At 60.9% G+C, this 21,333-nt stretch carries 34 protein-coding genes and 1 tRNA gene; 23 read left to right on the forward strand and 12 right to left on the reverse strand.

Annotation, left to right across the window (positions count from 1 at the left end):
• Positions 1–14: 14 nt before the first annotated feature.
• The 5 genes from EPD66_RS04260 to dnaB form a co-directional block, all read right to left on the reverse strand.
• On the reverse strand, positions 15–1,988 hold the full coding sequence (locus EPD66_RS04260; RefSeq protein ID WP_142847239.1) for a phage terminase large subunit family protein: 1,974 nt from the start codon (positions 1,986–1,988) through the stop codon (positions 15–17).
• Complete coding sequence (locus tag EPD66_RS04265) at positions 1,975–2,559, reverse strand: hypothetical protein (protein WP_142847240.1); 585 nt, start codon at positions 2,557–2,559, stop codon at positions 1,975–1,977. Before EPD66_RS04265 ends, EPD66_RS04260 begins: the two co-directional genes overlap by 14 nt.
• Positions 2,560–2,854: 295 nt before the next feature.
• The gene (locus EPD66_RS04270) at positions 2,855–3,505 is read right to left on the reverse strand and encodes a hypothetical protein (protein ID WP_142847241.1); all 651 of its coding nucleotides are present in this window, start codon (positions 3,503–3,505) and stop codon (positions 2,855–2,857) included.
• Positions 3,506–3,516: 11 nt separating this feature from the next.
• Positions 3,517–4,482 (reverse strand): hypothetical protein, encoded by a 966-nt coding sequence (locus EPD66_RS04275; protein ID WP_142847242.1) that lies wholly within the window; start codon positions 4,480–4,482, stop codon positions 3,517–3,519.
• Between the two features lies 1 nt (position 4,483).
• A complete protein-coding gene (dnaB, locus tag EPD66_RS04280; RefSeq protein WP_142847243.1) occupies positions 4,484–5,896 on the reverse strand; it encodes a replicative DNA helicase in 1,413 nt (470 codons plus the stop codon).
• A gap of 83 nt (positions 5,897–5,979) precedes the next feature.
• On the opposite strand from dnaB, the gene EPD66_RS04285 reads away from it, so the two are divergent.
• On the forward strand, positions 5,980–6,510 hold the full coding sequence (locus EPD66_RS04285) for a hypothetical protein (RefSeq protein WP_142847244.1): 531 nt from the start codon (positions 5,980–5,982) through the stop codon (positions 6,508–6,510).
• 486 nt (positions 6,511–6,996) lie between these two features.
• Here the strand turns inward: EPD66_RS04285 and EPD66_RS04290 are convergent, their stop codons facing one another.
• The 4 genes from EPD66_RS04290 to EPD66_RS04305 form a co-directional block, all read right to left on the reverse strand.
• Positions 6,997–7,212 (reverse strand): hypothetical protein, encoded by a 216-nt coding sequence (locus EPD66_RS04290; protein ID WP_142847245.1) that lies wholly within the window; start codon positions 7,210–7,212, stop codon positions 6,997–6,999.
• Positions 7,190–7,738: a hypothetical protein gene (locus EPD66_RS04295; protein ID WP_142847246.1), complete on the reverse strand. Its 549-nt coding sequence runs from the start codon at positions 7,736–7,738 to the stop codon at positions 7,190–7,192. Before EPD66_RS04295 ends, EPD66_RS04290 begins: the two co-directional genes overlap by 23 nt.
• Before the next feature lie 103 nt (positions 7,739–7,841).
• A complete protein-coding gene (locus EPD66_RS04300; RefSeq protein WP_142847247.1) occupies positions 7,842–8,081 on the reverse strand; it encodes a hypothetical protein in 240 nt (79 codons plus the stop codon).
• Positions 8,082–8,083: 2 nt separating this feature from the next.
• On the reverse strand, positions 8,084–8,725 hold the full coding sequence (locus EPD66_RS04305) for a hypothetical protein (RefSeq protein WP_142847248.1): 642 nt from the start codon (positions 8,723–8,725) through the stop codon (positions 8,084–8,086).
• A 49-nt stretch (positions 8,726–8,774) separates the two neighbouring features.
• On the opposite strand from EPD66_RS04305, the gene EPD66_RS04310 reads away from it, so the two are divergent.
• The gene (locus EPD66_RS04310; protein WP_142847249.1) at positions 8,775–8,957 is read left to right on the forward strand and encodes a hypothetical protein; all 183 of its coding nucleotides are present in this window, start codon (positions 8,775–8,777) and stop codon (positions 8,955–8,957) included.
• 301 nt (positions 8,958–9,258) lie between these two features.
• Here the strand turns inward: EPD66_RS04310 and EPD66_RS04315 are convergent, their stop codons facing one another.
• Together EPD66_RS04315 and EPD66_RS04320 are read right to left on the reverse strand one after the other, a co-directional pair.
• Positions 9,259–9,504, reverse strand: a complete 246-nt coding sequence (locus EPD66_RS04315) for a hypothetical protein (protein WP_142847250.1) — start codon at positions 9,502–9,504, stop codon at positions 9,259–9,261.
• A gap of 47 nt (positions 9,505–9,551) precedes the next feature.
• A complete protein-coding gene (locus EPD66_RS04320; RefSeq protein ID WP_142847251.1) occupies positions 9,552–9,773 on the reverse strand; it encodes a hypothetical protein in 222 nt (73 codons plus the stop codon).
• A gap of 29 nt (positions 9,774–9,802) precedes the next feature.
• Here EPD66_RS04320 and EPD66_RS04325 point away from each other — a divergent pair, with 29 nt between their 5' ends.
• The 21 genes from EPD66_RS04325 to EPD66_RS04425 all read left to right on the forward strand — a co-directional run bounded on the left by EPD66_RS04325 (position 9,803) and on the right by EPD66_RS04425 (position 21,066).
• The gene (locus tag EPD66_RS04325; RefSeq protein ID WP_142847252.1) at positions 9,803–10,588 is read left to right on the forward strand and encodes a helix-turn-helix transcriptional regulator; all 786 of its coding nucleotides are present in this window, start codon (positions 9,803–9,805) and stop codon (positions 10,586–10,588) included.
• Complete coding sequence (locus EPD66_RS04330) at positions 10,585–10,788, forward strand: hypothetical protein (RefSeq protein WP_142847253.1); 204 nt, start codon at positions 10,585–10,587, stop codon at positions 10,786–10,788. Before EPD66_RS04325 ends, EPD66_RS04330 begins: the two co-directional genes overlap by 4 nt.
• Before the next feature lie 100 nt (positions 10,789–10,888).
• A complete protein-coding gene (locus EPD66_RS04335) occupies positions 10,889–11,185 on the forward strand; it encodes a type II toxin-antitoxin system RelE/ParE family toxin (RefSeq protein WP_142847254.1) in 297 nt (98 codons plus the stop codon).
• A gap of 18 nt (positions 11,186–11,203) precedes the next feature.
• Positions 11,204–12,340, forward strand: a complete 1,137-nt coding sequence (locus tag EPD66_RS04340; protein WP_142847255.1) for a transcriptional regulator — start codon at positions 11,204–11,206, stop codon at positions 12,338–12,340.
• Positions 12,340–12,810, forward strand: coding sequence for a hypothetical protein (locus tag EPD66_RS04345; RefSeq protein WP_142847256.1), 471 nt, complete (start codon positions 12,340–12,342; stop codon positions 12,808–12,810). The genes EPD66_RS04340 and EPD66_RS04345 overlap by 1 nt, the downstream gene beginning before the upstream one ends.
• Before the next feature lie 343 nt (positions 12,811–13,153).
• On the forward strand, positions 13,154–13,492 hold the full coding sequence (locus EPD66_RS04350) for a hypothetical protein (RefSeq protein ID WP_142847257.1): 339 nt from the start codon (positions 13,154–13,156) through the stop codon (positions 13,490–13,492).
• 6 nt (positions 13,493–13,498) lie between these two features.
• Positions 13,499–13,885: a hypothetical protein gene (locus tag EPD66_RS04355; protein WP_142847258.1), complete on the forward strand. Its 387-nt coding sequence runs from the start codon at positions 13,499–13,501 to the stop codon at positions 13,883–13,885.
• Positions 13,885–14,208, forward strand: coding sequence for a hypothetical protein (locus EPD66_RS04360; protein ID WP_142847259.1), 324 nt, complete (start codon positions 13,885–13,887; stop codon positions 14,206–14,208). The genes EPD66_RS04355 and EPD66_RS04360 overlap by 1 nt, the downstream gene beginning before the upstream one ends.
• Before the next feature lie 2 nt (positions 14,209–14,210).
• Positions 14,211–14,459, forward strand: coding sequence for a hypothetical protein (locus tag EPD66_RS04365; protein WP_142847260.1), 249 nt, complete (start codon positions 14,211–14,213; stop codon positions 14,457–14,459).
• Positions 14,460–14,464: 5 nt separating this feature from the next.
• Positions 14,465–16,354: a ParB/RepB/Spo0J family partition protein gene (locus EPD66_RS04370; protein WP_142847261.1), complete on the forward strand. Its 1,890-nt coding sequence runs from the start codon at positions 14,465–14,467 to the stop codon at positions 16,352–16,354.
• On the forward strand, positions 16,351–16,539 hold the full coding sequence (locus EPD66_RS04375) for a hypothetical protein (protein ID WP_142847262.1): 189 nt from the start codon (positions 16,351–16,353) through the stop codon (positions 16,537–16,539). The genes EPD66_RS04370 and EPD66_RS04375 overlap by 4 nt, the downstream gene beginning before the upstream one ends.
• A gap of 8 nt (positions 16,540–16,547) precedes the next feature.
• Positions 16,548–16,817, forward strand: coding sequence for a hypothetical protein (locus tag EPD66_RS04380; protein ID WP_142847263.1), 270 nt, complete (start codon positions 16,548–16,550; stop codon positions 16,815–16,817).
• A gap of 25 nt (positions 16,818–16,842) precedes the next feature.
• Entirely contained in the window at positions 16,843–17,136 is a 294-nt protein-coding gene (locus EPD66_RS04385) for a hypothetical protein (RefSeq protein WP_142847264.1), read from the forward strand.
• A 4-nt stretch (positions 17,137–17,140) separates the two neighbouring features.
• Positions 17,141–17,827 (forward strand): hypothetical protein, encoded by a 687-nt coding sequence (locus EPD66_RS04390; RefSeq protein WP_142847265.1) that lies wholly within the window; start codon positions 17,141–17,143, stop codon positions 17,825–17,827.
• Positions 17,828–17,858: 31 nt separating this feature from the next.
• Positions 17,859–18,065: a hypothetical protein gene (locus EPD66_RS04395; protein ID WP_142847266.1), complete on the forward strand. Its 207-nt coding sequence runs from the start codon at positions 17,859–17,861 to the stop codon at positions 18,063–18,065.
• Positions 18,062–18,382 (forward strand): hypothetical protein, encoded by a 321-nt coding sequence (locus EPD66_RS04400; RefSeq protein ID WP_142847267.1) that lies wholly within the window; start codon positions 18,062–18,064, stop codon positions 18,380–18,382. The genes EPD66_RS04395 and EPD66_RS04400 overlap by 4 nt, the downstream gene beginning before the upstream one ends.
• Positions 18,375–18,626 (forward strand): hypothetical protein, encoded by a 252-nt coding sequence (locus EPD66_RS04405; RefSeq protein ID WP_142847268.1) that lies wholly within the window; start codon positions 18,375–18,377, stop codon positions 18,624–18,626. Before EPD66_RS04400 ends, EPD66_RS04405 begins: the two co-directional genes overlap by 8 nt.
• A gap of 2 nt (positions 18,627–18,628) precedes the next feature.
• On the forward strand, positions 18,629–18,994 hold the full coding sequence (locus EPD66_RS04410; protein ID WP_142847061.1) for a hypothetical protein: 366 nt from the start codon (positions 18,629–18,631) through the stop codon (positions 18,992–18,994).
• Between the two features lie 30 nt (positions 18,995–19,024).
• Positions 19,025–19,300 (forward strand): hypothetical protein, encoded by a 276-nt coding sequence (locus EPD66_RS04415; RefSeq protein WP_185961250.1) that lies wholly within the window; start codon positions 19,025–19,027, stop codon positions 19,298–19,300.
• Positions 19,301–19,330: 30 nt separating this feature from the next.
• Entirely contained in the window at positions 19,331–19,921 is a 591-nt protein-coding gene (locus tag EPD66_RS04420) for a recombinase family protein (protein ID WP_142847269.1), read from the forward strand.
• A 17-nt stretch (positions 19,922–19,938) separates the two neighbouring features.
• The gene (locus EPD66_RS04425; RefSeq protein ID WP_142847270.1) at positions 19,939–21,066 is read left to right on the forward strand and encodes a tyrosine-type recombinase/integrase; all 1,128 of its coding nucleotides are present in this window, start codon (positions 19,939–19,941) and stop codon (positions 21,064–21,066) included.
• A gap of 119 nt (positions 21,067–21,185) precedes the next feature.
• Here EPD66_RS04425 and EPD66_RS04430 read toward each other — a convergent pair.
• Positions 21,186–21,261: transfer RNA gene (locus tag EPD66_RS04430), tRNA-Lys, on the reverse strand.
• Between the last annotated feature and the right edge of the window lie 72 nt (positions 21,262–21,333).

Genomic DNA, 21,333 nt, shown 5'->3' on the forward strand with positions numbered 1-21,333 from the left:
TGTCCTCCGCTTTATCAGGCCAGCAGATCGGCCAGGGATGCGTCTTTTGCCGGTGCCGGGGGCTCGTCCCTCCGAACAGGCTTTTCTTCGTCTGCCGGGATCGGTTTGTTTTCTGCCAGAAGATCGCCTTGGGCGCCGGGCTTGGGGACAGCCCGCACCTGTCGCAGCGCCGCCCATTGCTCGGGTGTCATGTCCGGGATGCCCAGATGAGCCGCCAGGGCCATGTTGTAGATGCGGCAGTCGAGCAAGTGGTTTTGTCCACGGGCCATCCATTGCCTGACCTTGCGGCCCTTGCTTTCGACTTCCTTGAGGTATTCCGAGGTTACTTGGCTGAAATACGCCTCATCATGGAACTGGCTGAAATGACAGTATCCATGCGGGTCTTCGGCCTCACCCTCGGCAATACCCGGCTTGCGCAGCAGCGCGTACCATTTCGACTTCAACGGCCAAGTCCCCACCGGCCACACCTTGGCGCCACGGCGCTTTTTCTTGCCGCCCAGGGTGATATCAACCACCGAGGGTGTGCCGAGGGCCGGTCGATACCAGCCATCCTCGCCCTTCAGGGCATAGACGCCGTGATGGCGCCGAGCCCAGGATTTGACCACCTCGCTGTTATAGCCCGAGTCGATGCCAAAGGCGTCCGCAGGCCAGGCATTGCCATAGGCGTCGGGGTAACGCCGCGCCACCAGGGCATCCAGGTCGCGCCAGACCGGGTTGTCGGGATCATCCGTTACCCCGGGCAAGAAACCTGCGTCGATGGACCAGGACACCTCACCTGCCCCCCAGGCGACGACCTCGTAATAGATGCCGTCGCCCTGGACGTCGCAGGCGGTGGTGATGATCAGACCACCTGGCGGGACTTGGCGACGTGCATAGCTGCCGCGCCGCGCATAGAGACGCTGCCATTCCGGCGCTTCCCCTCGCTCCTCCCAGGCCAGTCCGAGGCGGAGGTTGTAGAAAGCCTTCAGCTTGACCGGATCGTCCTTGGCGGCCAGGAAACCCGCTGCCAACTTGTCCCAGGTGGTGAGGTTCGAGATCAGTGCGTCAATGTGGAAGCTTGGATGCCGCCCTGGACCGGGGGCTTCGGGCACCCATTTGCCGGCTGCCACCATTGCCCGCTTGTGGTGATGTTCGATGACCCCGACACCGCATTCGGGATTGCGACAGGCATACCAAGCATTGTGCGGGAATTCCTTGTTGAAGCGCAGACCGCCCTTGCCTTCGGCATCGGGGAAGAAGGTCAGCTTCTGGTATTCCCCGCAATGGGGGCACGGCACCTGCCAATAGCGCTGGTCCCCAGCCTCGAAAGCCTCGTCGATGCGACTTGCGCCTTTGATCTTGGGCGTCGATCCCTCCAGGCGCTTCCAGTCGGCAGTCGCCTCGAAGGCCGATTGGCGGGCCTCGGCCATGGCCATCGGATCGCCCTGCCCGTCCAGGTCCAGCGGCCAGTCATCGACTTCGTCGGCAAAGACATATTTGACCGTCTTCGAGCGCAGATCAGCCGAGGAATTGGCTCCCGTGATGACGATCGAGCCGCCGGGGAACCTCTTGTTCAGAGATGTCGAACCGCCGGTCGAGCGCGAGACTTGCTTGCGCACCTTCTTGCGCACCGCAGGCGATTGCTCGATGGTCGGGTTCAGTTTTTCTCGTGCGAAATCCTGGGCGACGGGAACCGTCGGCAAAACCATCAGCGTCTTCGCCGGGGCCACGTCGATGATGTAGCAAAGCCACGCCTGCCCGACGACGGTGAAGCCCACCTGCGCCGATTTGCGAACGACAACCCTCGTCGCCAGACTGGTCGAACCCATCAGGTCGATAATCTCGATCAGGTATGGCGTAGTTGCCGGGTCCCATTTCGCTCCTGCCTTGGGGCCATCGGGCACCACCAGGTTCTCGGCCGCCCAGGCAGAAGGGGCGACATCTGCCGGCGGCGCCAGTCCCAGCGCCAGGGCGGCGGCGACCACTGACAGGGCCTTACGTGGCGTCATCCTCCTCGCCCTCCTCGCGCCCGGCCTCCTCGGCCATCAGTTTCATGTCCTCAGCCATGGAAATCTGCAGGATCCGCAACTCACGGCGCAGAACCTCGCGGACAGCATCAACGCCACCAGCTATGGCGGCCGAAGAGAGTTCATCCGCCAGCACCACCAGACCGCCCAGCTTGTCGCAGATACGCTTTCCGGCGCTGACCATCGCCTCGGTCACATCGGCGACCCGCAGCAACTCGCCCTTCAGCTCGGCAAGCTTCAGCTCCTTGATCTCGCGGTCGACGGCCTCTGTCAGGGCCTTCTCCGCGTAATAGCCTCGTTCACCCGTCAGCTTCGGTGCTGACGCCGGGGCGGATGATGCGGCAAGCGGCAATTCTGGCGCCGCCTCAGCCTCCTGCCTTTCCAGCGTCAGCTTCCCCGCAGCCTCCAGGGCTGCCAGGGCGCGAGCTACCGGGATCTTGCCGGCTTGCTTCGGGATGACGTTGGACTTGCTCACCGCTTGGCGCGTCATCTTCACACCGTAGCTGCTGCTCAGCAGCCGGGCGAACTCGGCCTGCCCCATGAGTTGCTGCATGGGCGTCAACTCCCCGCCGATCCGACAACCGGCGTCAACGTGTCAACCATATGGAAACCGTGAAAAACTGGCGCACTCCCGCGCCTTTGCCACCCGCATACGCGCCAAGCCCAGGAGGGACCCGCGCCCCGCCACCTCAGCGGCAGAGCTAAAAAGCCAGCGCCCGCCAAGGTCAGACCGGGCGGGCGCTGCAGGCAACAGGGAGGAAACGTCCGAAACAGAAACGCCCGCTGGGGTCTCCCCCGGCGGGCGCTTTTCGAAGCCTTCTGACCCTATGTCAACCCATTTGCCCCCGTCAACTCCCAGTTTTGACCCAAGGTGCCAACGATGCCCTAGGGCTTTGAACTGAATGGCTTTTTAGAACTGAATCATTGTGCTGAAACCATTTCGCCAATTCGAATAGGGTGTTGATCCAGACCAGATAAACCCTCCTGGCAGCCTGAATTTCTTCGGGTGTATCGATCCATACGATGTCTGTCCGCACTGGCCACTTCTTGGAAACCGTCCGGTCCCACGTTGGCACGCCGATCCGCTGGCCATCGACAAAGCCCCATGATCGGGAGGCGGGGGCACACCAGCCAGAATAGAATTCCATCCACCCCTCGAGCGGCACCGCCCTGGTGCGGGCATTGATCATGCAGTCAGGGCGCGTGCCCGCCAGAGCATGCTGACGAACCAATCCGCGTACCGCACCGGGCAAGGCATCAACCACTTGGGAAGCCAGTGCAGCATCAGGATGCACGTCATAACCTCCAGCACCGCCATCGATGCGAGTACCGAGAATGCCGATCCGTTCCAGGGCTACCACACCGTCACAGCTCGACTCATAAACCTGCATTCCGGAAGCACGCCGTTCCAGTTTGTCGAGGTTGCCCGAACCACCAGCCTTCTGCTTGGCAAGCGCCCAATGAAGGAAATCCTCAACATCAATATTTTTCCGAGCCACGCCCATCCCCCTTATGCTGCCCGGTCGAGCTTGAACTCGGCCAGGATTTCAGGCGGAACCCAGCAATCCGGCTGATCAGGTTCGGGCCCCCATTGCCCCAGCCACCTCCCTTTGCCGAGCCACCCCTCGATCCGCTTGCGCCAATCGGGGCCGACCGGAACCGGCTCCTCCGGACTTGCGCGGCGGTCTGCTTCGCTTTCGACAACCCTGTCGAGATAGGCCCAGGGATTGCGGATCTTTTCCCCTTTCTGCTCGGCCGCATCGAAGGCCCTGACGACCAGAGCCTCCAAATCCTCCGGAGAAAAGCCAGCCTTCAACCAACGCATGACCTCGGCCAACCCCTGTTTCGAGGCACTGGCCAGCTTGGCCTCGCCATCGATCCCGGCCAGCCTCCAGACCACGCGACGAACACGATCAATCGGCAATTCGCCGCCATCCTGGGCCGGGATGGGGGGGATTATAGGGGGGGATGATGGAGGGTGCAGGGAGGAAGAAGGGGGGGCACAAGGGGGGGAAGGATCCTGCGTTTCATCGCGTTTCATCTGCGTTTCATGAAACGCATGTAACGGTGATGGAACGCTTGAAACGTTACACTGCGTTTCATCCAGTTTCATCGGGGATTTCGCCGCTTCATGCTGCCTGCCCTGGCGGTGCTTCTGAACACGGGCGGTGGACGAAGTCTTGTCCATCTGCCGCCGATCCCAGGCGGCAAGATGCCCATCCTCTCCGATCATGTCCTTACGGCGCATGGCCTCAATTACCGCCTGGATTTGCTCTTCATCCACGTCCAAGACGGCGGCGATCACTTCCGGGTCGGCACCGGAGACATCGCCGCGCACGGCAGCCTGAGACGCATGATCGAGCAATATCCACCAGCATGCGACCGCAACGGGACGCGGCACACCTGCCTTGCGGGCAATGACGGCAAGCTTCGGATCTGTCGGCGCTCCATGCCAGGAGCGGAACCAATCAGCCATCTCACCCTCCCTCTAACTCGCGGAACCTGGTGAAGGGCGCATCATAGGCCAGGCGTACGGTACCGACTGGGCCTTGGCGCTGCTTCGCCACGATCACTTCGCCGGTGTTCCACACTTCATCGCAGCGCGACTGCCATGCGGCGTACCGGTCATTGTATTTTTCGTCGCTCTCTCCGGACCGACGGCTCGGCTCGGAGCGCTCCAGATAGTACTGCTCGCGAAACACGAACATGACGACGTCTGCGTCCTGTTCGATGGACCCGGAATCGCGAAGGTCCGAAAGCATCGGCCTCTTGTCCTCGCGCGCCTCAACGGCACGCGAAAGCTGGGATAAAACCAGCACGGGCACGTTCAAATCCTTGGCTAGGCCTTTCAGCCCCTTGGTGATCTCGGCCACCTCTACGGCCTTGTTGCCGTTACGCTCGACAGCTTCGATCAAGCCCAGGTAATCAATGACGATCAGCTTGACGCCCCTCTGGCGGACCATGCGCCGGGCGGCAGCACGGATCGCGGGCACCGTCAGCCCCGCGCGGTCATCGACACAGATGGGCAATTCCCGCAGCGCATCCTGCGCGGCAACCAAGCGGGCCATTTCGTCGGAGGATATCTCGCCGCGCAGCGCGCGGATCAGCGGCACGCGGGCCTGGGCCGAGACGATGCGCCCAGCCACCTGCCCGCCGGACATCTCCAGCGAAAACAGCCCCACGGGGTGGCCCGCCGCCGCGCTGTTCCAGGCAATGCAGGTGGCCAGCGCCGTCTTGCCCATCGATGGGCGCCCGGCCAGGATGATTAAGTCGGTCTCGCGCAGGCCGCCGATCTGGCGGTCGAGCGAGGGCAGGCCGGTCGAAATCCCGATCACGCCATCGCCGCGCTTATAGGCCGCCTCCCACTGCATCAACGCATCGCGCCCGCAATCGCCAAAGCCGCGCAGCTCGCCTGCGCCGCTCCCGGCAGCGGCCAGATCGAACAATGCGGCTTCGTGGCGCTCGTGCAGCTCGCGCGCCGAGCCATCGACGCGATAGCCATAGGCCTCGCTCTCGGTGCTGCGGCAAATCTCGATCAATTGGCGGCGATGCCACAGATCGACCAGGTGGGCGGCCTGCTCGGCCACGGTTGCGGCGCGTAGCACCGGCACGGCGCCGACGAGCTGCGCCAGATAATCCTTGCCGCCCAAGGCCTCCAACCCGCCCACTGTCTCGAAATGCCGCGACAGCACGACGACACTAGCCGGCTTGCCCCCCTGCCACAGATGCAAGGCGGCGGCGTAGATATCGGCATGGGCGGGATCCGCGAAATGCTCGGCGCGCAGGATATCAACCACCGCATCCATTAGATCAGGCTTGCTCAACAGCGCGCCTAGCACGGCCTGTTCGGCGGCATAGGAATGCGGCGGGACGGACCTGTCATAACTCATGATTGTCTACTCCCAAGATAGGGAGTTATTGGCGTGGCGCCGTTTCGTCTAAGGGGCTTTCTTTTCCCAACAAGAGACCAGCCATGACAGCCCTTCTTCCAACGGAAAACCCTCAACAGAAACAGACGGAGAGCTTTGCAAGAGCCGTAGAAGAGCTTTTCACCCGGGCCTTTCAGATCGCGAAAGGCGCGGTTCTTGGTCTTGGCGCCCTCATCCTGGCGGCCCTTAATGGGTTGAGCAATGTGAGCGATTCGCAAGGCTTCGCCATTTTCTTTCTCGCCACGATCCAGATCGCTGCTCAATGCCTTGCGGCGTCCTTGATCACCATGGGTTTTGCCATCGTGATAAGACCCTGGATGTTGAATATGATTAGGAAGGAATGGCCCTCTCCTAATAAAATAATGAAAGTCTGTGTGATAGCGCTGGTTGCGCTCGTTACCACCATTACCGCCGCACCGCTTTATATCCCGATTTACGCCTTCAGAGCCGTCCTCCTGAATTTTGAGGGCATCACGACAGACACCATCTGTTCCATTCCCGCCTCGGGAACAAATGCCTCTGCCGCCTCCAGCTATGCGGAAAAGTGCCCACAGCCACCCGAAGAGCAGCCCTAAGGCACAGACATAGACGACGTTCATGCCGCACCCGCCCGGCGATGTGTCTCATAAGCCCAGCCCCGCAGCCGCCCCGCACCGCGCATTGATGCCAGCGCCAGGAGATTGGCCGCAGCCCCCAGCCTCCAGGTTAAGATGGCACCCCCCGTCAACACCGCCGCCGCGACCGCGAATGCCATTCGCGCCACGACCCGTCGGAGACGGGCGTCAGGGCGCGGCACACGCGCCAGCGCGGCCGCCACTTCCGGCAAATGCCACATGATCAGTTTTCCCTTCGGAACAGGATCAGCTCGCGCTCCTGCACGGCCTTGGCCATGCTCTGGCCCTCATGCCAGGAGGCGCAAAGGTCGGCCTCGACAACCGCGTCAAAGGGGCAGATCAGTGATCCACGTTTGAAATCGGCTATTCCCGCGAACCGGGCCTCAATCCGGGCGATAACCGGGACCTCCGCAGTCCGAGCCGCCTTGACATGAACTATGGCCTCACTCATAGCAGCGCCCCCTGCTTGGGCAGGGCTCCGGGCGTGGGGACGACACGCTCACGCACAGGCAAGAGCGCATCCCTGGCGGCGAAGAAATCCGGCCAAAGATGCTCCCGGCAGCGCCAGCGATAGGTGCCATCCGTCTGCTTAAGGCCATGGCCGCCAAACTGGCCGCAACCGGCAATCTCGCAGGAATGGTCAGACGGCGGTGACGTCGGCATGAGTATTTCCTCGCAATTCCGCCTGGGCAATCAGCCGCAAGGCATTGCTCCGAACCACATCCGGGTCCAGGTCGGCAGACCAACACCATTGCCGGAAATCCCGCCCACCATCCTTGAACCACTCCTGGGCTGACCGAGCGTCCCAACGATTAACCGCCCCCAAGCCCATTGCATCGTGCAGTGCTTGGCGGATGACGGAGCAGGCCAGTCCACGACAGGATGCGACATCGAGCGGCCACAACCCGTCATCCACGTCTTGCCAGGTCGAGCGGTCATCAGGGTCGATTCCGCCATGCCCCTGACCAACGCCGACCCTAGTGGCAGAATGGACCTCGAACAGCGGGTCACGCCGACGCAACCGCTCCCGCGCCCGGTGCAGCACTCCGCTCATCGCCTGCACCCGCAGCCCGTAGCGCTTTGCCAAACGCGCCCTGTTCCATCCCTTACCGTCGGCGTAAAGGCGCAGCATCTCGGCCTCCTGGGCATCGGACAACCTGCGCCCGCGCGATAGACCACCCCCCTTCATGGGCGCCTCTCCCAGAGGATCGAAACAATCACCACCAGCACCGCAAGGCAGGCCTGGATGCCCAGCAGCATCAGCGCGACATCGGCCGCCGCCTCTTCCGGGCTCATGCCACCCTCCCCAGGATTGGAGACACGCCGGGATAAGCGATCTGCTCCAGGCCAGCGCCCGCCAAAGCCTCATTGGCGCGGCGTATCAGATCCGCCGTGGCGATCGGACGGCCGTCGAGGCAGAGGCCGCGCGACCGGCTCTCCGAAACCCGCCCCGGCAAGGCCGCCTTGGCCCGCTCCAACGGGGGAATGGCGACACCATGAAGATCGTAGGAAACTCCGCGAATACGTCTCACGCTTACCCCTCCATCCGGACGCTGCGGACAAGGCGGGCAGATGCAACGCGGACATGGCGTGCATCCAAGCCGCCCTCATCGGATACGGCCCATTGGATGGCCGACCCCATTGCCAGCCCAAGCATCAGCGCGAGGGCGATCCCTTGCCCCGCGCCCGCCAGAATGCGGCCCTGGCGGCGTGCCTTTCCGCGCGTCGCCCCTGCTCCCGCACCGACAGCGACAGGATCATGGCCTGCCTCAGCAGCCGACCGGCCCGCCACAGATGCCAAGCGCTCATCCAGGCCGAGAAGATACGCATCCATGGCCAGGGCTTCGGATTCGACGATTTCCAGCTCACGGCGGACCCTCTCCAGTCTCAGGGCGAAAGATTGAGTTTCTCGACCCAGCACGGGGGCCATCACCGCCTCCACGAAGGGGCGCCCCCAGTAAAGGCCCATGGCATATTGATGGATGTTTTGAGGCAGGTTGCCCCCGGGCTTTTTCCATCCCTCGGCGGTGCGGACCTCGACGCCATGAAAAATCCGCGCCAGAACCTTGGCCTCGTAGGGCGCGAGCCAAATCACCAAGGCCGCCTTGACTTCCTTCAACACGCCACTAATCGCCCCCAGGTCGATATAGGCGCTCCCATCCTTGCGGTATCGCATAGCGTTCATTGGCATTTTCTTACACCCTCAGATGGTGGATGCTTCACGCATGAAACTGGATCGACACATCCCGCCCTTTGACGCGGGAACCCTCGCCGAGCTTCAGCGCCTGGAAGTCGACCTGCAAACAGCCCTATCCCGCCTGCGGCTGATCCGGGGCGGGGCAGACGGCAAAAGCCGCCCAGGCGACACCGCGTCGCTGGATGTCACAGCCGATGACGATAGAGGATGACGCGGGGCCGGGCTCGACGCCCGGCCTCGCCTCTCCTAAAGTGGAGGTTGCAACACCAGACATTTTAGAGAGGCGCAATGGTCTGGATTTACCGGTCTCGGGTTGGGACATTTTGGATTCGCCAAGCGGGCTATGCTCGCTTCGTCCTTGGCATCGGCGAAGAAGCGCTAGGCACCTATGGCAGCCCAATACTCGCGGCCGACGATGTTTATACGCACAGCACCGGTTACGACCGTTGGGACCGCAGCACCAGCTACGAAGCCCCGGAGTCCCTGTCAGAGTGGCAGCGGATCGCATAGATTTAGCCCTCCGGCCACATCTGCGCGGCGGCCTCAGGGTCCCCAGCCTCAACCAGACGCCGCAGGGTCGCCTCAGAAATCACCACCATGCCGCCTTGGAACAGCGCCGACATCATGACCTGCCCCAGAATCCAACGGGCGTGATAACGCTCCTGAAGGACTGCATCGACCAAGGGGTTTTCCGGGCGCTTGTAATGAGCCGGGACACCAGCCATCAAGCCATCTGCGACCTTTTCACGGTCATTCATCGGAGGTGTTCCTTGTTCAGGATGGCGGGATGAGAGGTGGGAAAGCATCAGGCGGCCGTCTCCGGCGTGAGGCATATTTCTCCCGCATCAACCGCACGAATGAACGCTTCAGCGCGTTCGATCGTGGTCAGGGTGATGCCCGCGCCTGACCGGAGACGGCGCATGAACTTGTGATCCCTCACAGCCAGAACGCCGAAATCCCTCTCAGAGATGCGATGCTTTTGACAAAACCGCTCAATGGCGGCGATGACGCTATTACGAGTTTTCATTCCTCAATAGTGGGAGAAATATACCCCGAATGCAAGAGTATTTTTCTCCCGCGCCTAACCCCTTAGGCTTGGGGTATAATTCCCCCGCGATGCCTAAAGAACAAACTCACCTCCAACGGGAACTGTCTCGACGCCTCAAGATTCTGGGGCTGTCTGGGCGCGAGCTGTGCGAGCGGGCTGGCGTCAATACCAGCGCCGTAAAGAACATCCTTTCCGGCAAAAGCCGGAATCCTCGTGGGGACACGCTCGCGAAGCTTGCCAAGGCACTAGGGAGCTCTGTCGCGGACCTGACGGGCGAAGACACCCCTGCCGCTCTCATTCATTCAGGCCAGCCTTATAAGGTGCCGGTCGAATGTCGGGAGTTTGGTGAGCATGCAGAGGTCTTCGACGTCTGCGGCACCGAGTACGCCTTTCTCCCACGCTTCGATATCCGCGCTTCTGCCGGACCGGGCGCCTTAGTGGAGGATGATGGCCAGCCGCTTGGCTTCCAGCCCTTTGAATATCAGTGGCTGCGCGGCGTTACTACGGCGCCTATCACCAAGCTTGCACTTATCCGGGTGTCCGGCGACTCGATGTGGGAGACGCTGCACGACGGGGACCACGTGCTTGTGGATCGCACCAAAACCACCCCATCACGCGATGGCATCTACGTCCTGCGCTATGGCGACGAGTTGCTGGTCAAGCGAATCATGGTGCGCCTCGAAGGCGGCTCGATTGACGTGATTAGTGACAATCCCCGTTACCCGTCACAGACCGTTTCTCCCACATCGCTCTCGATTCTTGGCCGCGTGGTCTGGGTGGGGCGCCAGGTATGATCTCCTCCCTCGACATCTACCGCTCTGCCGCCCTCCTGATCCACCAGCACGGAGAGGAGGCTCTGAGCGTGGCCGGTGAGCATATCGAAGCGATGAAAGCCGCGCGCGACGACAAGGGCTTTGCGGTGTGGATGCGAATCCGCGCGGCGATCGAGGAGCTGCAGGACGGGACGGTGCCGGTGGGGGTGAGGTTGAATTGAGGGAAATAGGCGTGCCGCTTGACTCTGAGAAAATTCCATCTTTACACTAGGTGTAAATTTGGTATTGCATACCATGCGTCAACAATCTACATAGGTGCCCATGGACGTCGAGTTTGCCGATGATAGCCTCGATCGGCTGGAGGTAGATGCTCATTTTACGGGAGGGTTCGCACAGAACATCGTGCGCGGTTACCGCAAAGCCCTCCAAGCCATTCGGGCGGCTACAGACGAGCGCGATCTGTTGGCAGCCAGAGGCCTGAGATATGAGAAACTTCTAGGGCAACGGGCTGGGCAAAACTCGATGAGAATCAACAATCAATGGCGCCTGATTGTCGAGATCGTTGGCGACAAAAACAACAAGAAGATACGTGTACTTGCTATCGAAGACTATCATTAAGATGGTCGGGAGAGAGAAATGAGCGACCGGCAGCCTGCGGAAGTATTTCCACCAGGAGAATTCCTTCGCGACGAACTAGAAGTCCGTGGCTGGACTCAGATCGAATTTGCCCAGATCATCGGCAGGCCCCCTCGCCTCGTGAGCGAAATCATGTCTGGCAAGCGAAGCGTAACTCCTGAAACGGCCAAAGAGTTTGCTGCTGCGCTTGGGACCAGCGCGCAGTATTGGATGAACCTAGAAACCGCCTATCAACTCTACAAGGCTGAGCCCGCGTCTGAGCGTATTGCGCGAGAAGCAAAGCTGCGCGAGCGTTTTCCTGTACGAGAAATGATAAAAAGAGGGTGGATTGAGGCATCAGATAATATTGATGTTGTCGAAACTAGGGTCCTGGAGTTCTTCAAAATAACATCTGTTAATGACAACCTAGATTTCGCGCATGCGGCTCGGCGAAATCATGGCGAAGACATCTCTATACTCCAGATTGCGTGGCTATGCAGAGTAAGGCAGCTTGCGTCTGTTCTACAGGTTCCTCCGTATTCGCAAAAGGCGCTGCATGAGGCCCTAGATGTCCTCAGGGGGATGATTCCCAACCCTGAAGAGATCCGCCATATTCCTAAGGTCCTGGCCGAGTGTGGGGTGAGGCTAGTTGTTGTTGAGCCGATGCCCGGATCTAAGATTGATGGCGTTTGCCTCTGGATGGATGGTGGAAGGAGTCCTGTAATTGGCCTCTCTTTGCGCCTCGATAAGATCGATAATTTCTGGTTTGTTCTTCGGCATGAAATCGAGCATGTCCTTAGAGGAGATGGGAAAGAACAAGATATAATTGACACCGAACTGCAAGAGGGACGAGAGGACTCTGAGCTTTCCGAAGCTGAGAGGGCCGCTGATGCGGCTGCCGGAGACTTCTGCGTTCCCCGGGTCAAATTAGAGAGTTTCATTGCTAGAGTTCGCCCTCTGTATGCAGAGGCCAAAATAGTGAACTTCGCCAGAGCAAACGAAACCCATCCAGGAATAGTGGCTGGCCAATTGCAGTATAGGGGTGAAATCCCCTATGCAAATTTCAGGAAGTATATAGTAAAGGTAAGGCACATAATAACGTCATCTGCTCTGACAGATGGATGGGGACACACTTCTCATTTTCTAGGGAGGCATTAATGGCTACCTATACAGAGCAAATGCAGAAGATATGGCGATTGTATGAGGAAGATGGGCAGCCACTTCCTGCTACAGCTCGCGACGTAGCCGCTTGGGCCGTGCGTAATAAGCTATGGGTCCCGCAGCCTGCTGATGTGATTGCACAATGCGCGGAAGATTTGTCTCGAGCGCTTCGTGAAGAGTATCACAAGGATAAGCGCGGGCGCAGAGTGCGATCAAAGCATGCAGTCCGCGTGAACCAGGGCGGGAAGCAGATCACTCTTTGGGCTGATATGAAAACTGCCCCGCGCAAGCATATGGAAATGGCCTTCTCCCAACGACGCCAGCAGATCGTTGGAGATTGCGTTCAGTTAAGCCGAGATGTGGCTTCTTATAACGAAGAGCATGCAGATCAGCAGCCTATCCAGCTGGTCCTCGACTTCACTGATGACGTACGTGAAGCTGAGTTTGGGGATGAGGCAGCTGCTTAGGTGGCCAGCATTTCAATCCCCTTCAACCCCGCCCCGGCGGGGTTTCTTTTTGCCCGCTTGAACCGCCCCCTCCAGGTCATTACCTCCTGACCGCGCCCTCGGGCGTCCATCCCCCCTTGATGGTTCGACCCGCCGCGAGAGATCGCGGCGGGTTTTTTGCTGACTAATCCGGCGCACCTACAATGGAGTATATTTCCCCCGATTTTGCCTTGACTGGGAGAAATATACCCCGCATGATTTACCCCATCAGCCACCCGCTGATCAGCGCCAATACCGGCGCCACCACACTTCCCCCGGCCCTGATGCGATAGCGTCAGGGGCCGGGGGAAAGACGGAGGGGAAGATGGAAAAGCAGAAACATACGCCCATGGATGGGCGCTATTACGCCGAGGGTCAGGTGGTGCGCAAGGCGGCCAACAGGACCATTGCTTCCGATGGGGGCAAGTGCATCAGCCTCGATTTCCCCGTCTGCCGGATGCATGAAGCGGCGGAAGGCCAAGCCAAAGTGGTGGCGCACCTGCTGAACCGAGGCACCGCCGCGCCGATGCTGCTGGCGGCGCTGGAAGAGATCCGTAGTCGCGCCGCTTGTTTCGCCGAGACCGGTGCAGATCCCCGGATTGGCGACATCACTGACATTCTGGCGATAACCGAAGCGGCCATAGCCGAGGCCAAGGGAGAGTGACCGGCCATGCCCACCACCATTCACCTGAAATCGCCCGCCCGGGCCTATATCACCATCACCCTGCCCTATCCGGGCTTGGTGTCCATCGCCGCCCCGGCCAGCTTTTTCCGCGCCATCGGCCATCGCAATGTCGGCCCCGACCTGACACAGCACCGCGTCACCGTCTCTGCCCAAGAGGCGGAAAACATGGTCCTGCGCCTGTCCGCTCAGGCGATGGCGCTGGACATTATCGCCATCACCCGCCGCACCGGCGGCGAATGCACCGAGGCAGATCTGCGCCGCAAGGGCTGGTCGCAGGCCTTGATCCGCAAGCTCGGGGCGCAAGCCAAGGCCATCGCAACTCCGCACATCATCAGCGACCAATGCGGCAACGCCGCAATGGAGGCCGCGTGATGGCGACCAACACGCACACCGCAGGCCTCGACTTACAAGCCATGATGGACATGCCCTATGGCGCCGCTGGCCGGATGATCCGCGAGACAGTCGATCCCCTCTGGGGCAAGGGCAAGCCTGATGCCGAGGGCGAGTGCCGCTTCGTCGTCACCCTGACCGTCGATCACACCCAAACCGTCGAGTATTCCGTGACCGTAGAGGCATCCTCCGCCGCAGAGGCCGAGGAGATCGCCCGAGGAATGCTGGATGACGACGAACTTGATGAAGGGCTGGAAATCGACACCGAAACCGAAGTCGTCAACGCCACTGTCGAGGAGGCATGACCATGCAGAACCTCCTCACCGCCCGCATGCTCTCGCGCAACCTCCGTTCCGCCCGCATGGCCCTGGCCCGCGGCGACGCCGATGCCGCCAGCGCCTGCCTGGACAACATCCAGTTGGTCCAGGCCAACGGCTCCATGCCCCTCCTGCGCGACATCGCAGGGCGCCAGGCTGACCAGATCGCCCGTCAGATCGCGGGGCTTGCCGGAGACATCCCCAGCTACGCCCACGAACGCCATTCGCAGGAGGCCTGAGCATCATGGCACCGCGCCCAAAGCTTTCCCCCGCCCAGATCGCCGAGATCCGCGCCCGTAAGGCCACCGACGATAACCTGACACACGCACAATTGGCCGAAGAATACGGCGTCAACGAAAGCACCATAAGCCGCGCTCTTTCCACCTCCCCCGCGACAACGCAAGAAAGCACCGCCCCCCACAACCAAATTCACGCCAGCCCCCTCAATCCGCGCAAGCGCTTCGATGATCAGGCGCTGACCGAATTAGCTGAATCCATCGCCGTCGAAGGCGTCCTGTTGCCCCTGCTGGTCAGGCCGCACAGGCAAATCGCCAGCCATTACGAAATCATCGCGGGCGAGCGTCGCTGGCGCGCTGCCGGGAAGGTCATCGAGAGCGGCACGCAGCCTCCGGACTGGCCGATGCCGATCCGCGTCATCGATCCTTGCGATGACCGCAAGCTTCTCGAGCTGGCCCTGACCGAAAACGTGGCGCGCAAAGACATGACGCCCATGGAAGAGGCCGAGGCCTTCGCCGCTCTAGCCAGGGAAGGCGCTAGTCCGGCCGAGATCGCCAAGACCGTGGGCATGGTCACCCGCACCGTCCAAAAACGCCTGCGCCTGATCAATGATCTGCATCCCTCCGTCCAGGAAGCCCTGCGCCAGGGAGAGATTAGCGTCGAGGCGGGAAATATGCTGGCCGCCTATTGCCCCGCGCATATGCAGGCCGGCACCCTCAAGGAAATGAAGGCTGGCCGCTTCACCACCACCACCCAGCTTAAGGCCGCCCTGGTCGCCCAAGCGATCCCCACCGATATCGCCTTCTTCGATCTATCCCAGTACCAAGGCGAGTACGTCGAGGATGAAGACAATTCCGAACGGAGATATTTCGCAGATACCGCCCAGTTCAACAAACTTCAAACAGCCGCCATTGAGGCCAAGCGCGTCGAATTGGCCAAAACTTTCGCTTGGGTAGAAGTGGTGCCCAAGGGGCATCCCTTCTACGAATGGAAATACGACAAGGCTGCGGCCGATCCTGAATGCGGCGCCGTCATCGAAGTGGAATATAGCGGCAAGGTGAAGATCCATACAGCCCTTGTGCTGCGCAAGGAACACCGGCGTAGCGCAGGCAGCACCGGCACACCAGCCCCTAAAGCCCCGCGAGAACAAGAACCTTTCACGAAAACCCACATGTGCCATGCCCGGCGGAGGAAGACAGAGGCCCTGCAGCAGGTGGTCTCGACAATGCCCCTGACCGCCATGCGGCTTACCTGCCTCGCATTGATCGGCGGTGATTCCGCCGTCCACCTTTCTGCCGAGCCCCATGAAAGCGATGACCTGGTCTTGGCCGCTTCGGTGCGACGCAAGATCGAAGAAGCCCTGCAACCCTTCAAGAAAGCGGCCAAGCGCTTCGGAATCGACCACCACGGCGTCCGCGCCGAGTACAGCAAGGGCGGCCTTGACGAGGTGCGCGCTTGGCAGATCCTGGCCGAGATGGAGGATGGCGAGGTGATGACCTTGTTCTCGGCCCTCGTCGCGGCCCGCATCGGCAGCTTCAACGGCTACAATCCAGAACTTGGCGATCGCCCGGTCGCTACCGCCATCGCCGCCAGCATGGATATGGTAGGAAACGAAGCCCGCCTGGGCCTCGGCCTGCGCCCCGATGATCTAGACGGCATCCGCAAGGACAAACTGATCAGGCTCATACGCGCAGCCGGCATCGATGGCGAACTCACCGGCATGACGCTGGCCGAGCTGAAGAATTACTTCATCGCCATGGCTCCGCCCGGCTACGTGCTGCCCACCCTCAGATTCGGCAACAAGGATGCGGTTGAGGCCTTACTCAGCAAGCCGCGCCACGATCTTGGCCAGATCGATCTGGAGGACCTGACGAAGCCCCGCGAGGTGGCGGCATGAACGAAGAAGAATTGCGCCACAGCTACCACATCCTCGCCCAGGAGCAGATCGAGGCGGAAATTGCCCCGCTGCGGCAGCAGGTCCAGGAGTTGCTGGACGCCCTTCTGCCCTTCGCCCGCGCCCATGCGACGTACAGCTTCGGGATGCTCTGGCCGGAAGGCCCGGCTCTCACACAGAAGGAATAGGAGGCAACATGCCCAAGCCCCCGAACAACTGGCCCAGCAATGCGCTGCCGCGGCGCCTGACGCGGGAGTGGGCCTCCTTCTATTGCGGAGTATCGCCCAACACGTTCGACGGCAAGGTCGAGGCCGGAGAATTCCCCAAGCCCGACCATGACGGAAAGTACGACCGCAAGCTGCTGGACGAAGCAATTGACCGCATCAACGGCATCACCGCGCCATCACCCGCGAACGAAAGCTGGGCCGTCAGACCTCGGACCCGGCGTCGCGCGGGGGCGGCATGATGTCCCCTTTGCAGACCGGAGAACAATGATGCCCGACCCAACCAAGAGCGATACGCCGGTCCACGACTGGTTCGGTTTGTCCTACAGCCCGTATCTGGTCATTCCGCGTTTAGCCCTGCAACACATGCCGGCGGAGTGGCAACGCCGCTTCGTTGAGTTGCTGCAAGAGGCAGAAGAGTCAGGGTTGAAGACGCCCGGCGACTACGAGGTGCGACGTCGCGTGAATGGTCGCTACGCAGACGACCCGTGGCGCGACTACCGGCGCGGCAATGTTGCTGACCTGCTGGCCTCCCCTTTCCAATCTCCCAACAAGGACTAAGACCATGAAGGAATTCGAACAGGCCGTTGCCGCCGCCGTCGGCGGCATGATTGCCAGCGGCAAGCTCAACGAGATCATCGAAGCCAAGATCAGCAAGACCATTGATGACATTGTTGGTGACGCTCTCCGCTCCTATGGCGACTTCGGCAAGTCGCTGAAGAGCGCTATTGAGGATTCACTTTCCGTCGATTTCGACGAGCTGGGGCTTGCTGGCTACAACCACACCGTCCTGGAGATCGTCCGGCGAAAGGTGAATGCCTCGCTCCTCGCCGCCGGCAAAGAGCAGCTTGAGCAGGATATGGAGAAGCTGCTGACCGCAGCCATCCCAGGCGAAATCACAATCACCAAGCTTTACCAGGATCTGGCCGAATGGGCGCGCGACTATAACGGCTGCGAGAAGTGGCAGCGCCCCACCATGATCATCGGCGAGCCCTCCCGTGGTTGGCGCTGGATCTACATGGACGCGAAACCCAGCAAGGATCGGTACAGCTGCGCGTTCTCCCTGTTGGTCCGAGAAGACGGAGGCATTGCGTCCCTTCACGTCGAAGGGAGGGACATTGAGAAGACGCTCTTCGCGGGTAGCCTCAATAGCTTTGAAGAAACTCTGTTCCGCCTCTACGCAGCGAAGGCGCGGGTGGCGTTCGACGCGGACGAACCCGACGACATCGACCTCAGCGACGATGATTTCTGATGCCATCCGGCTTGCGGACGGAGGAAGACGAATGACCGAGACGCTGAAAGCCATCTGCCTGGGCTGCGGACAGGAAGGGGAGTGGGGCAGAAATCCCCTCGATCCGCCAGAGGCTACCACCGTGAGGACATCTCTTTGCAACATCTGCGACGACGGCGACTTCATGGAACCGTGCTTTTTCGACGCCAACGGCAAAGAGATTTTGCCGTCCCCTTTGCAGACCGGAGAACAGCAATGACCGTTATTGACGAAATCGCCGCCGAGCGCCGCCGCCAGATCGATGTTGAGGGGTGGACTCTACAGCATGACGATAAGTACGACGCTGGACAGCTTGTTGCGGCGGCCTGCACCTACGCGCTCGAAGCCACCTTCGACGGCCCCCGTGCGCCGCGTTGGTACGACATGCTGTGGCCGTGGCCGCTGACTTGGTGGAAACCCAAGAACAAGCGCCGCGATCTGATCCGCGCCGCCGCTCTGATCGTGGCCGAGATCGAGCGCTTGGATAGGGCCGCGTTGCCCTCCCCTTCGCAGGCCGAGGAGGACAAGAATGTCTGAGCCGATTTCCTTGAAGGAGCGGATGGAGAAATTTGGGTGGGTCATTGCCGCCGACTATGACCAAGACGGCGTCAACCTCCTCCCCTACGCCATGAAGCTGCGAATGATTGACGGACATACCGCCAGGGCCATCGCCTACCAAACCGACGCCGAGTACGAGGCCGATCTGGCAGCGTGCCGAAAGGAATGGGATGCCGAGTGGGACGCCTACCACCAGTCCTCCCCTTTGCAGACCGGAGAATGACCATGGAACTGAAATCGAAAATCAACGCCGTGGTGAGCGCGGCGCACGGCGCCAGCACCGCCGCCGGATGGTGGGCGAATACCGACATTCACGGCGACCGACACGTTGTCCCCGCCAAGCTGTGCCTGATCCACTCCGAAATCAGCGAGGCCATGGAAGGCCACCGCAAGGGCCTGATGGACGACAAGCTTCCGCACCGGCCCATGATCGAGGTCGAGTTGGCCGACGCGCTGATCCGCATCGCCGATCTGGCCGGCGCCCTCGGCTTGGACCTCGGCGGCGCCGTCGAAGAGAAGATGGCTTTCAACGCCCAGCGCGCCGACCACAAGCCAGCGGCCCGCGCTGCTGCCGGCGGCAAATCATACTGATGTCCCCTTTGCAGACTGAGGAGCGCTGACATGTTCGAGAAGATTTTCCCCTACGACGGCACACCATTCGGCGCCATGTGGGCGGCGGAGCGTTGGCTTGCCGAGAACGGGTACAGCGTGGGGCACAGCGAAAAGGGTTCCCCGCGCGGCATTCTCAAGGGTGACTATGACATCCAGAAGTGGCGCAACCTGCGCCCCCAGGACCGCGCCGCATTGGATGGCGAGATGATCGGCGGACGCGACCAGGATCAGATCATCCGCATCCACCGCAACGAGCCCTCCAGTTTCCAGGCCGAAGAAAGCTAGCCTGCCGAGCCACCAAGCCCATAAGTGCCCATGCTGATCGGATACGCCCGAGTCTCTACCGACGAACAAAACATCGACCTTCAGACAGATGCCCTAGAGGCAGCAAAGGCCGAGCGCATCTATTCGGATGTGATGAGCGGCGCTACCATCTGTAGGCCCGGTCTCCAGGCGATGCTGGATGGATTGCGGGACGGCGACGTGGTCATCGTCTGGAAATTGGATCGGCTGAGCCGGAGCCTGAGCGAGCTGGTCAAGATGGCCGAGGGTTTCGCAGATCGCGGCATCCAACTCCGCAGCCTAACAGAGGGCTTTGACACCGCCACGGCCTTGGGACGCATGGTGTTCGGGATCTGCGGCGTCCTCGCTGAATTCGAGCGAGCCCTCATCATCGAAAGAACCAAGGCGGGCCTGGACGCCGCACGAAAGCAAGGCCGCATCATTGGCCGACCGGCTGTCGTCACCAACGAAGTAAAGCAGCGTGCGCTTCTCCTTGTTTCCAGTGGCGCGGTAACCAGCGCAGGCGAATTACGCAAAGCCCTGGGCCTGAAGAAGGGAACATTCCACGCCGCCTTCCCTGGCGGCTTTGCGGAACTCGTGCGCCAGGCGGCGCGGCGGGCGTGACGAACTAGGAGAGAAGGTTGATCACGATCAAGCTCAGAGGCGTGAACAAGGTCCGAAAGCGCCAAGCCGATGGCACCATCAGGATTTACTATTACCACCGGGCGACAGGCATCAGGCTCCCGGACGACCCGGCCTGCGCAGAATTCATCACCCGCCTCACCGAATTGAACGCTCAGGCAGCCGAAAAACCAGCCGTAGGGGCCGCTCCCGGCACCGTGGCCGCTCTAATCGAGCATTACAAGCGCTCGCAAGATTTCAAAGGCCTCTCCCCAAAGACACGCACGGATTACTCCCGCTATCTCGACATCATCAAAGAAGAATGGGGCCGGAACCGCGTCTCCGGCATTGATCGTGAGGCGGTGCTTAATTTGCGCGATGCCTTCCAGGAGACCCCCCGCACTGCCAATTACGTTGTTTCCGTACTGCGCCTGCTGCTGACCTTTGCCGTGGATCGGCCCAAAGTTTACGGACTAGCCTATAACCCAGCCGCGCGGCCAAAAAAATTGAAGACTGGGGACGGGCATCGCCCCTGGGAAGAAGGAGAGATTGCCCTCTTCCGCGCCCATTGGAAGCTGGGCACTGTCGAGCGAACTGCGTTCGAGATCGGCCTGTCCACGGGGCAGCGCGGCGAAGATATCATTAGCATGGAGCGCAGCCATATTGGTTCGGATGGCACGATTGCCATTGCCCAAGAAAAAACTGGCGCCAGAGTTTGGGTGCCAAAATCAGCGGATCTGAGCGCGGCTCTTGAGGCCTGGGATGTCGCCCAGGCCGAACGGATCGCCGCGCTTGAAAAGTTGGGCAAGGCTATTCCGCTGGCCATGAGCCGAATGCTGCTGACCACGGAAACCGGCCGAGGCTTCAAGGTCGACCACTTCCGGCATGTGATGATCAATGCCTACCAAGCCGTTGAAGGCCTGACGACGGGCCTGGAAGCCGGCGGCGTGACGACGCATGGGCTACGCTATACCTCGGCCACGATCCTGCACGAACTGGGCTGCGATTGGGACACCATTGCCGCCATCACAGGCCATGAAACAGTGCAGATGGTGAGAAAATACACCGCCAAGAAACGCAAGGCCCGCATCGCCATTTCCCGGCTTGATGAAGCCCGCCGGAACAAGGTGGACGGGAACTCAAAATGAACAGGTTTGCAAACCGCCAGGAGAAAAAGCTGCAAACCGCAGCGCAGGCAGGACCACCTCGCGCTTAATGGCAGACAACAAAAACCCCGGAAACACTAGGCTTCCGGGGTTTTGTAACTTGGTGGGCGCACAAGGACTCGAACCTTGGACCCGCTGATTAAGAGTCAGCTGCTCTACCAACTGAGCTATACGCCCAAAGCGATGAAGCTTTGTCTCTCCGGGCCGTTCCGCCGTCTGGCGTTGCGCCCCGTCGAGGGCTGGGTATGT

It is taken from the genome of Telmatospirillum sp. J64-1, assembly GCF_006980715.1.
GTDB lineage: Bacteria > Pseudomonadota > Alphaproteobacteria > Rhodospirillales > Magnetospirillaceae > Oleiliquidispirillum > Oleiliquidispirillum nitrogeniifigens.

Coding starts and splice junctions, on each gene's coding strand:
- EPD66_RS04315 (WP_142847250.1), bottom strand. CDS start 9,504: ATGAATGACCGTGAAAAGGTCGCAGATGGCTTGATGGCTGGTGTCCCG.
- EPD66_RS04330 (WP_142847253.1), top strand. CDS start 10,585: ATGATCTCCTCCCTCGACATCTACCGCTCTGCCGCCCTCCTGATCCAC.
- EPD66_RS04420 (WP_142847269.1), top strand. CDS start 19,331: ATGCTGATCGGATACGCCCGAGTCTCTACCGACGAACAAAACATCGAC.
- EPD66_RS04415 (WP_185961250.1), top strand. CDS start 19,025: ATGTTCGAGAAGATTTTCCCCTACGACGGCACACCATTCGGCGCCATG.
- EPD66_RS04295 (WP_142847246.1), bottom strand. CDS start 7,738: ATGAAGGGGGGTGGTCTATCGCGCGGGCGCAGGTTGTCCGATGCCCAG.
- EPD66_RS04355 (WP_142847258.1), top strand. CDS start 13,499: ATGCCCACCACCATTCACCTGAAATCGCCCGCCCGGGCCTATATCACC.
- EPD66_RS04285 (WP_142847244.1), top strand. CDS start 5,980: ATGACAGCCCTTCTTCCAACGGAAAACCCTCAACAGAAACAGACGGAG.
- EPD66_RS04265 (WP_142847240.1), bottom strand. CDS start 2,559: ATGCAGCAACTCATGGGGCAGGCCGAGTTCGCCCGGCTGCTGAGCAGC.
- EPD66_RS04320 (WP_142847251.1), bottom strand. CDS start 9,773: ATGAAAACTCGTAATAGCGTCATCGCCGCCATTGAGCGGTTTTGTCAA.
- EPD66_RS04400 (WP_142847267.1), top strand. CDS start 18,062: ATGACCGTTATTGACGAAATCGCCGCCGAGCGCCGCCGCCAGATCGAT.
- EPD66_RS04395 (WP_142847266.1), top strand. CDS start 17,859: ATGACCGAGACGCTGAAAGCCATCTGCCTGGGCTGCGGACAGGAAGGG.
- EPD66_RS04335 (WP_142847254.1), top strand. CDS start 10,889: ATGGACGTCGAGTTTGCCGATGATAGCCTCGATCGGCTGGAGGTAGAT.
- EPD66_RS04290 (WP_142847245.1), bottom strand. CDS start 7,212: ATGCCGACGTCACCGCCGTCTGACCATTCCTGCGAGATTGCCGGTTGC.
- EPD66_RS04345 (WP_142847256.1), top strand. CDS start 12,340: ATGGCTACCTATACAGAGCAAATGCAGAAGATATGGCGATTGTATGAG.
- EPD66_RS04410 (WP_142847061.1), top strand. CDS start 18,629: ATGGAACTGAAATCGAAAATCAACGCCGTGGTGAGCGCGGCGCACGGC.
- EPD66_RS04305 (WP_142847248.1), bottom strand. CDS start 8,725: ATGCGATACCGCAAGGATGGGAGCGCCTATATCGACCTGGGGGCGATT.
- EPD66_RS04365 (WP_142847260.1), top strand. CDS start 14,211: ATGCAGAACCTCCTCACCGCCCGCATGCTCTCGCGCAACCTCCGTTCC.
- EPD66_RS04340 (WP_142847255.1), top strand. CDS start 11,204: ATGAGCGACCGGCAGCCTGCGGAAGTATTTCCACCAGGAGAATTCCTT.
- EPD66_RS04325 (WP_142847252.1), top strand. CDS start 9,803: ATGCAAGAGTATTTTTCTCCCGCGCCTAACCCCTTAGGCTTGGGGTAT.
- EPD66_RS04370 (WP_142847261.1), top strand. CDS start 14,465: ATGGCACCGCGCCCAAAGCTTTCCCCCGCCCAGATCGCCGAGATCCGC.
- EPD66_RS04385 (WP_142847264.1), top strand. CDS start 16,843: ATGATGCCCGACCCAACCAAGAGCGATACGCCGGTCCACGACTGGTTC.
- EPD66_RS04375 (WP_142847262.1), top strand. CDS start 16,351: ATGAACGAAGAAGAATTGCGCCACAGCTACCACATCCTCGCCCAGGAG.
- EPD66_RS04405 (WP_142847268.1), top strand. CDS start 18,375: ATGTCTGAGCCGATTTCCTTGAAGGAGCGGATGGAGAAATTTGGGTGG.
- EPD66_RS04260 (WP_142847239.1), bottom strand. CDS start 1,988: ATGACGCCACGTAAGGCCCTGTCAGTGGTCGCCGCCGCCCTGGCGCTG.
- EPD66_RS04350 (WP_142847257.1), top strand. CDS start 13,154: ATGGAAAAGCAGAAACATACGCCCATGGATGGGCGCTATTACGCCGAG.
- EPD66_RS04310 (WP_142847249.1), top strand. CDS start 8,775: ATGAAACTGGATCGACACATCCCGCCCTTTGACGCGGGAACCCTCGCC.
- dnaB (WP_142847243.1), bottom strand. CDS start 5,896: ATGAGTTATGACAGGTCCGTCCCGCCGCATTCCTATGCCGCCGAACAG.
- EPD66_RS04360 (WP_142847259.1), top strand. CDS start 13,885: ATGGCGACCAACACGCACACCGCAGGCCTCGACTTACAAGCCATGATG.
- EPD66_RS04380 (WP_142847263.1), top strand. CDS start 16,548: ATGCCCAAGCCCCCGAACAACTGGCCCAGCAATGCGCTGCCGCGGCGC.
- EPD66_RS04275 (WP_142847242.1), bottom strand. CDS start 4,482: ATGGCTGATTGGTTCCGCTCCTGGCATGGAGCGCCGACAGATCCGAAG.
- EPD66_RS04390 (WP_142847265.1), top strand. CDS start 17,141: ATGAAGGAATTCGAACAGGCCGTTGCCGCCGCCGTCGGCGGCATGATT.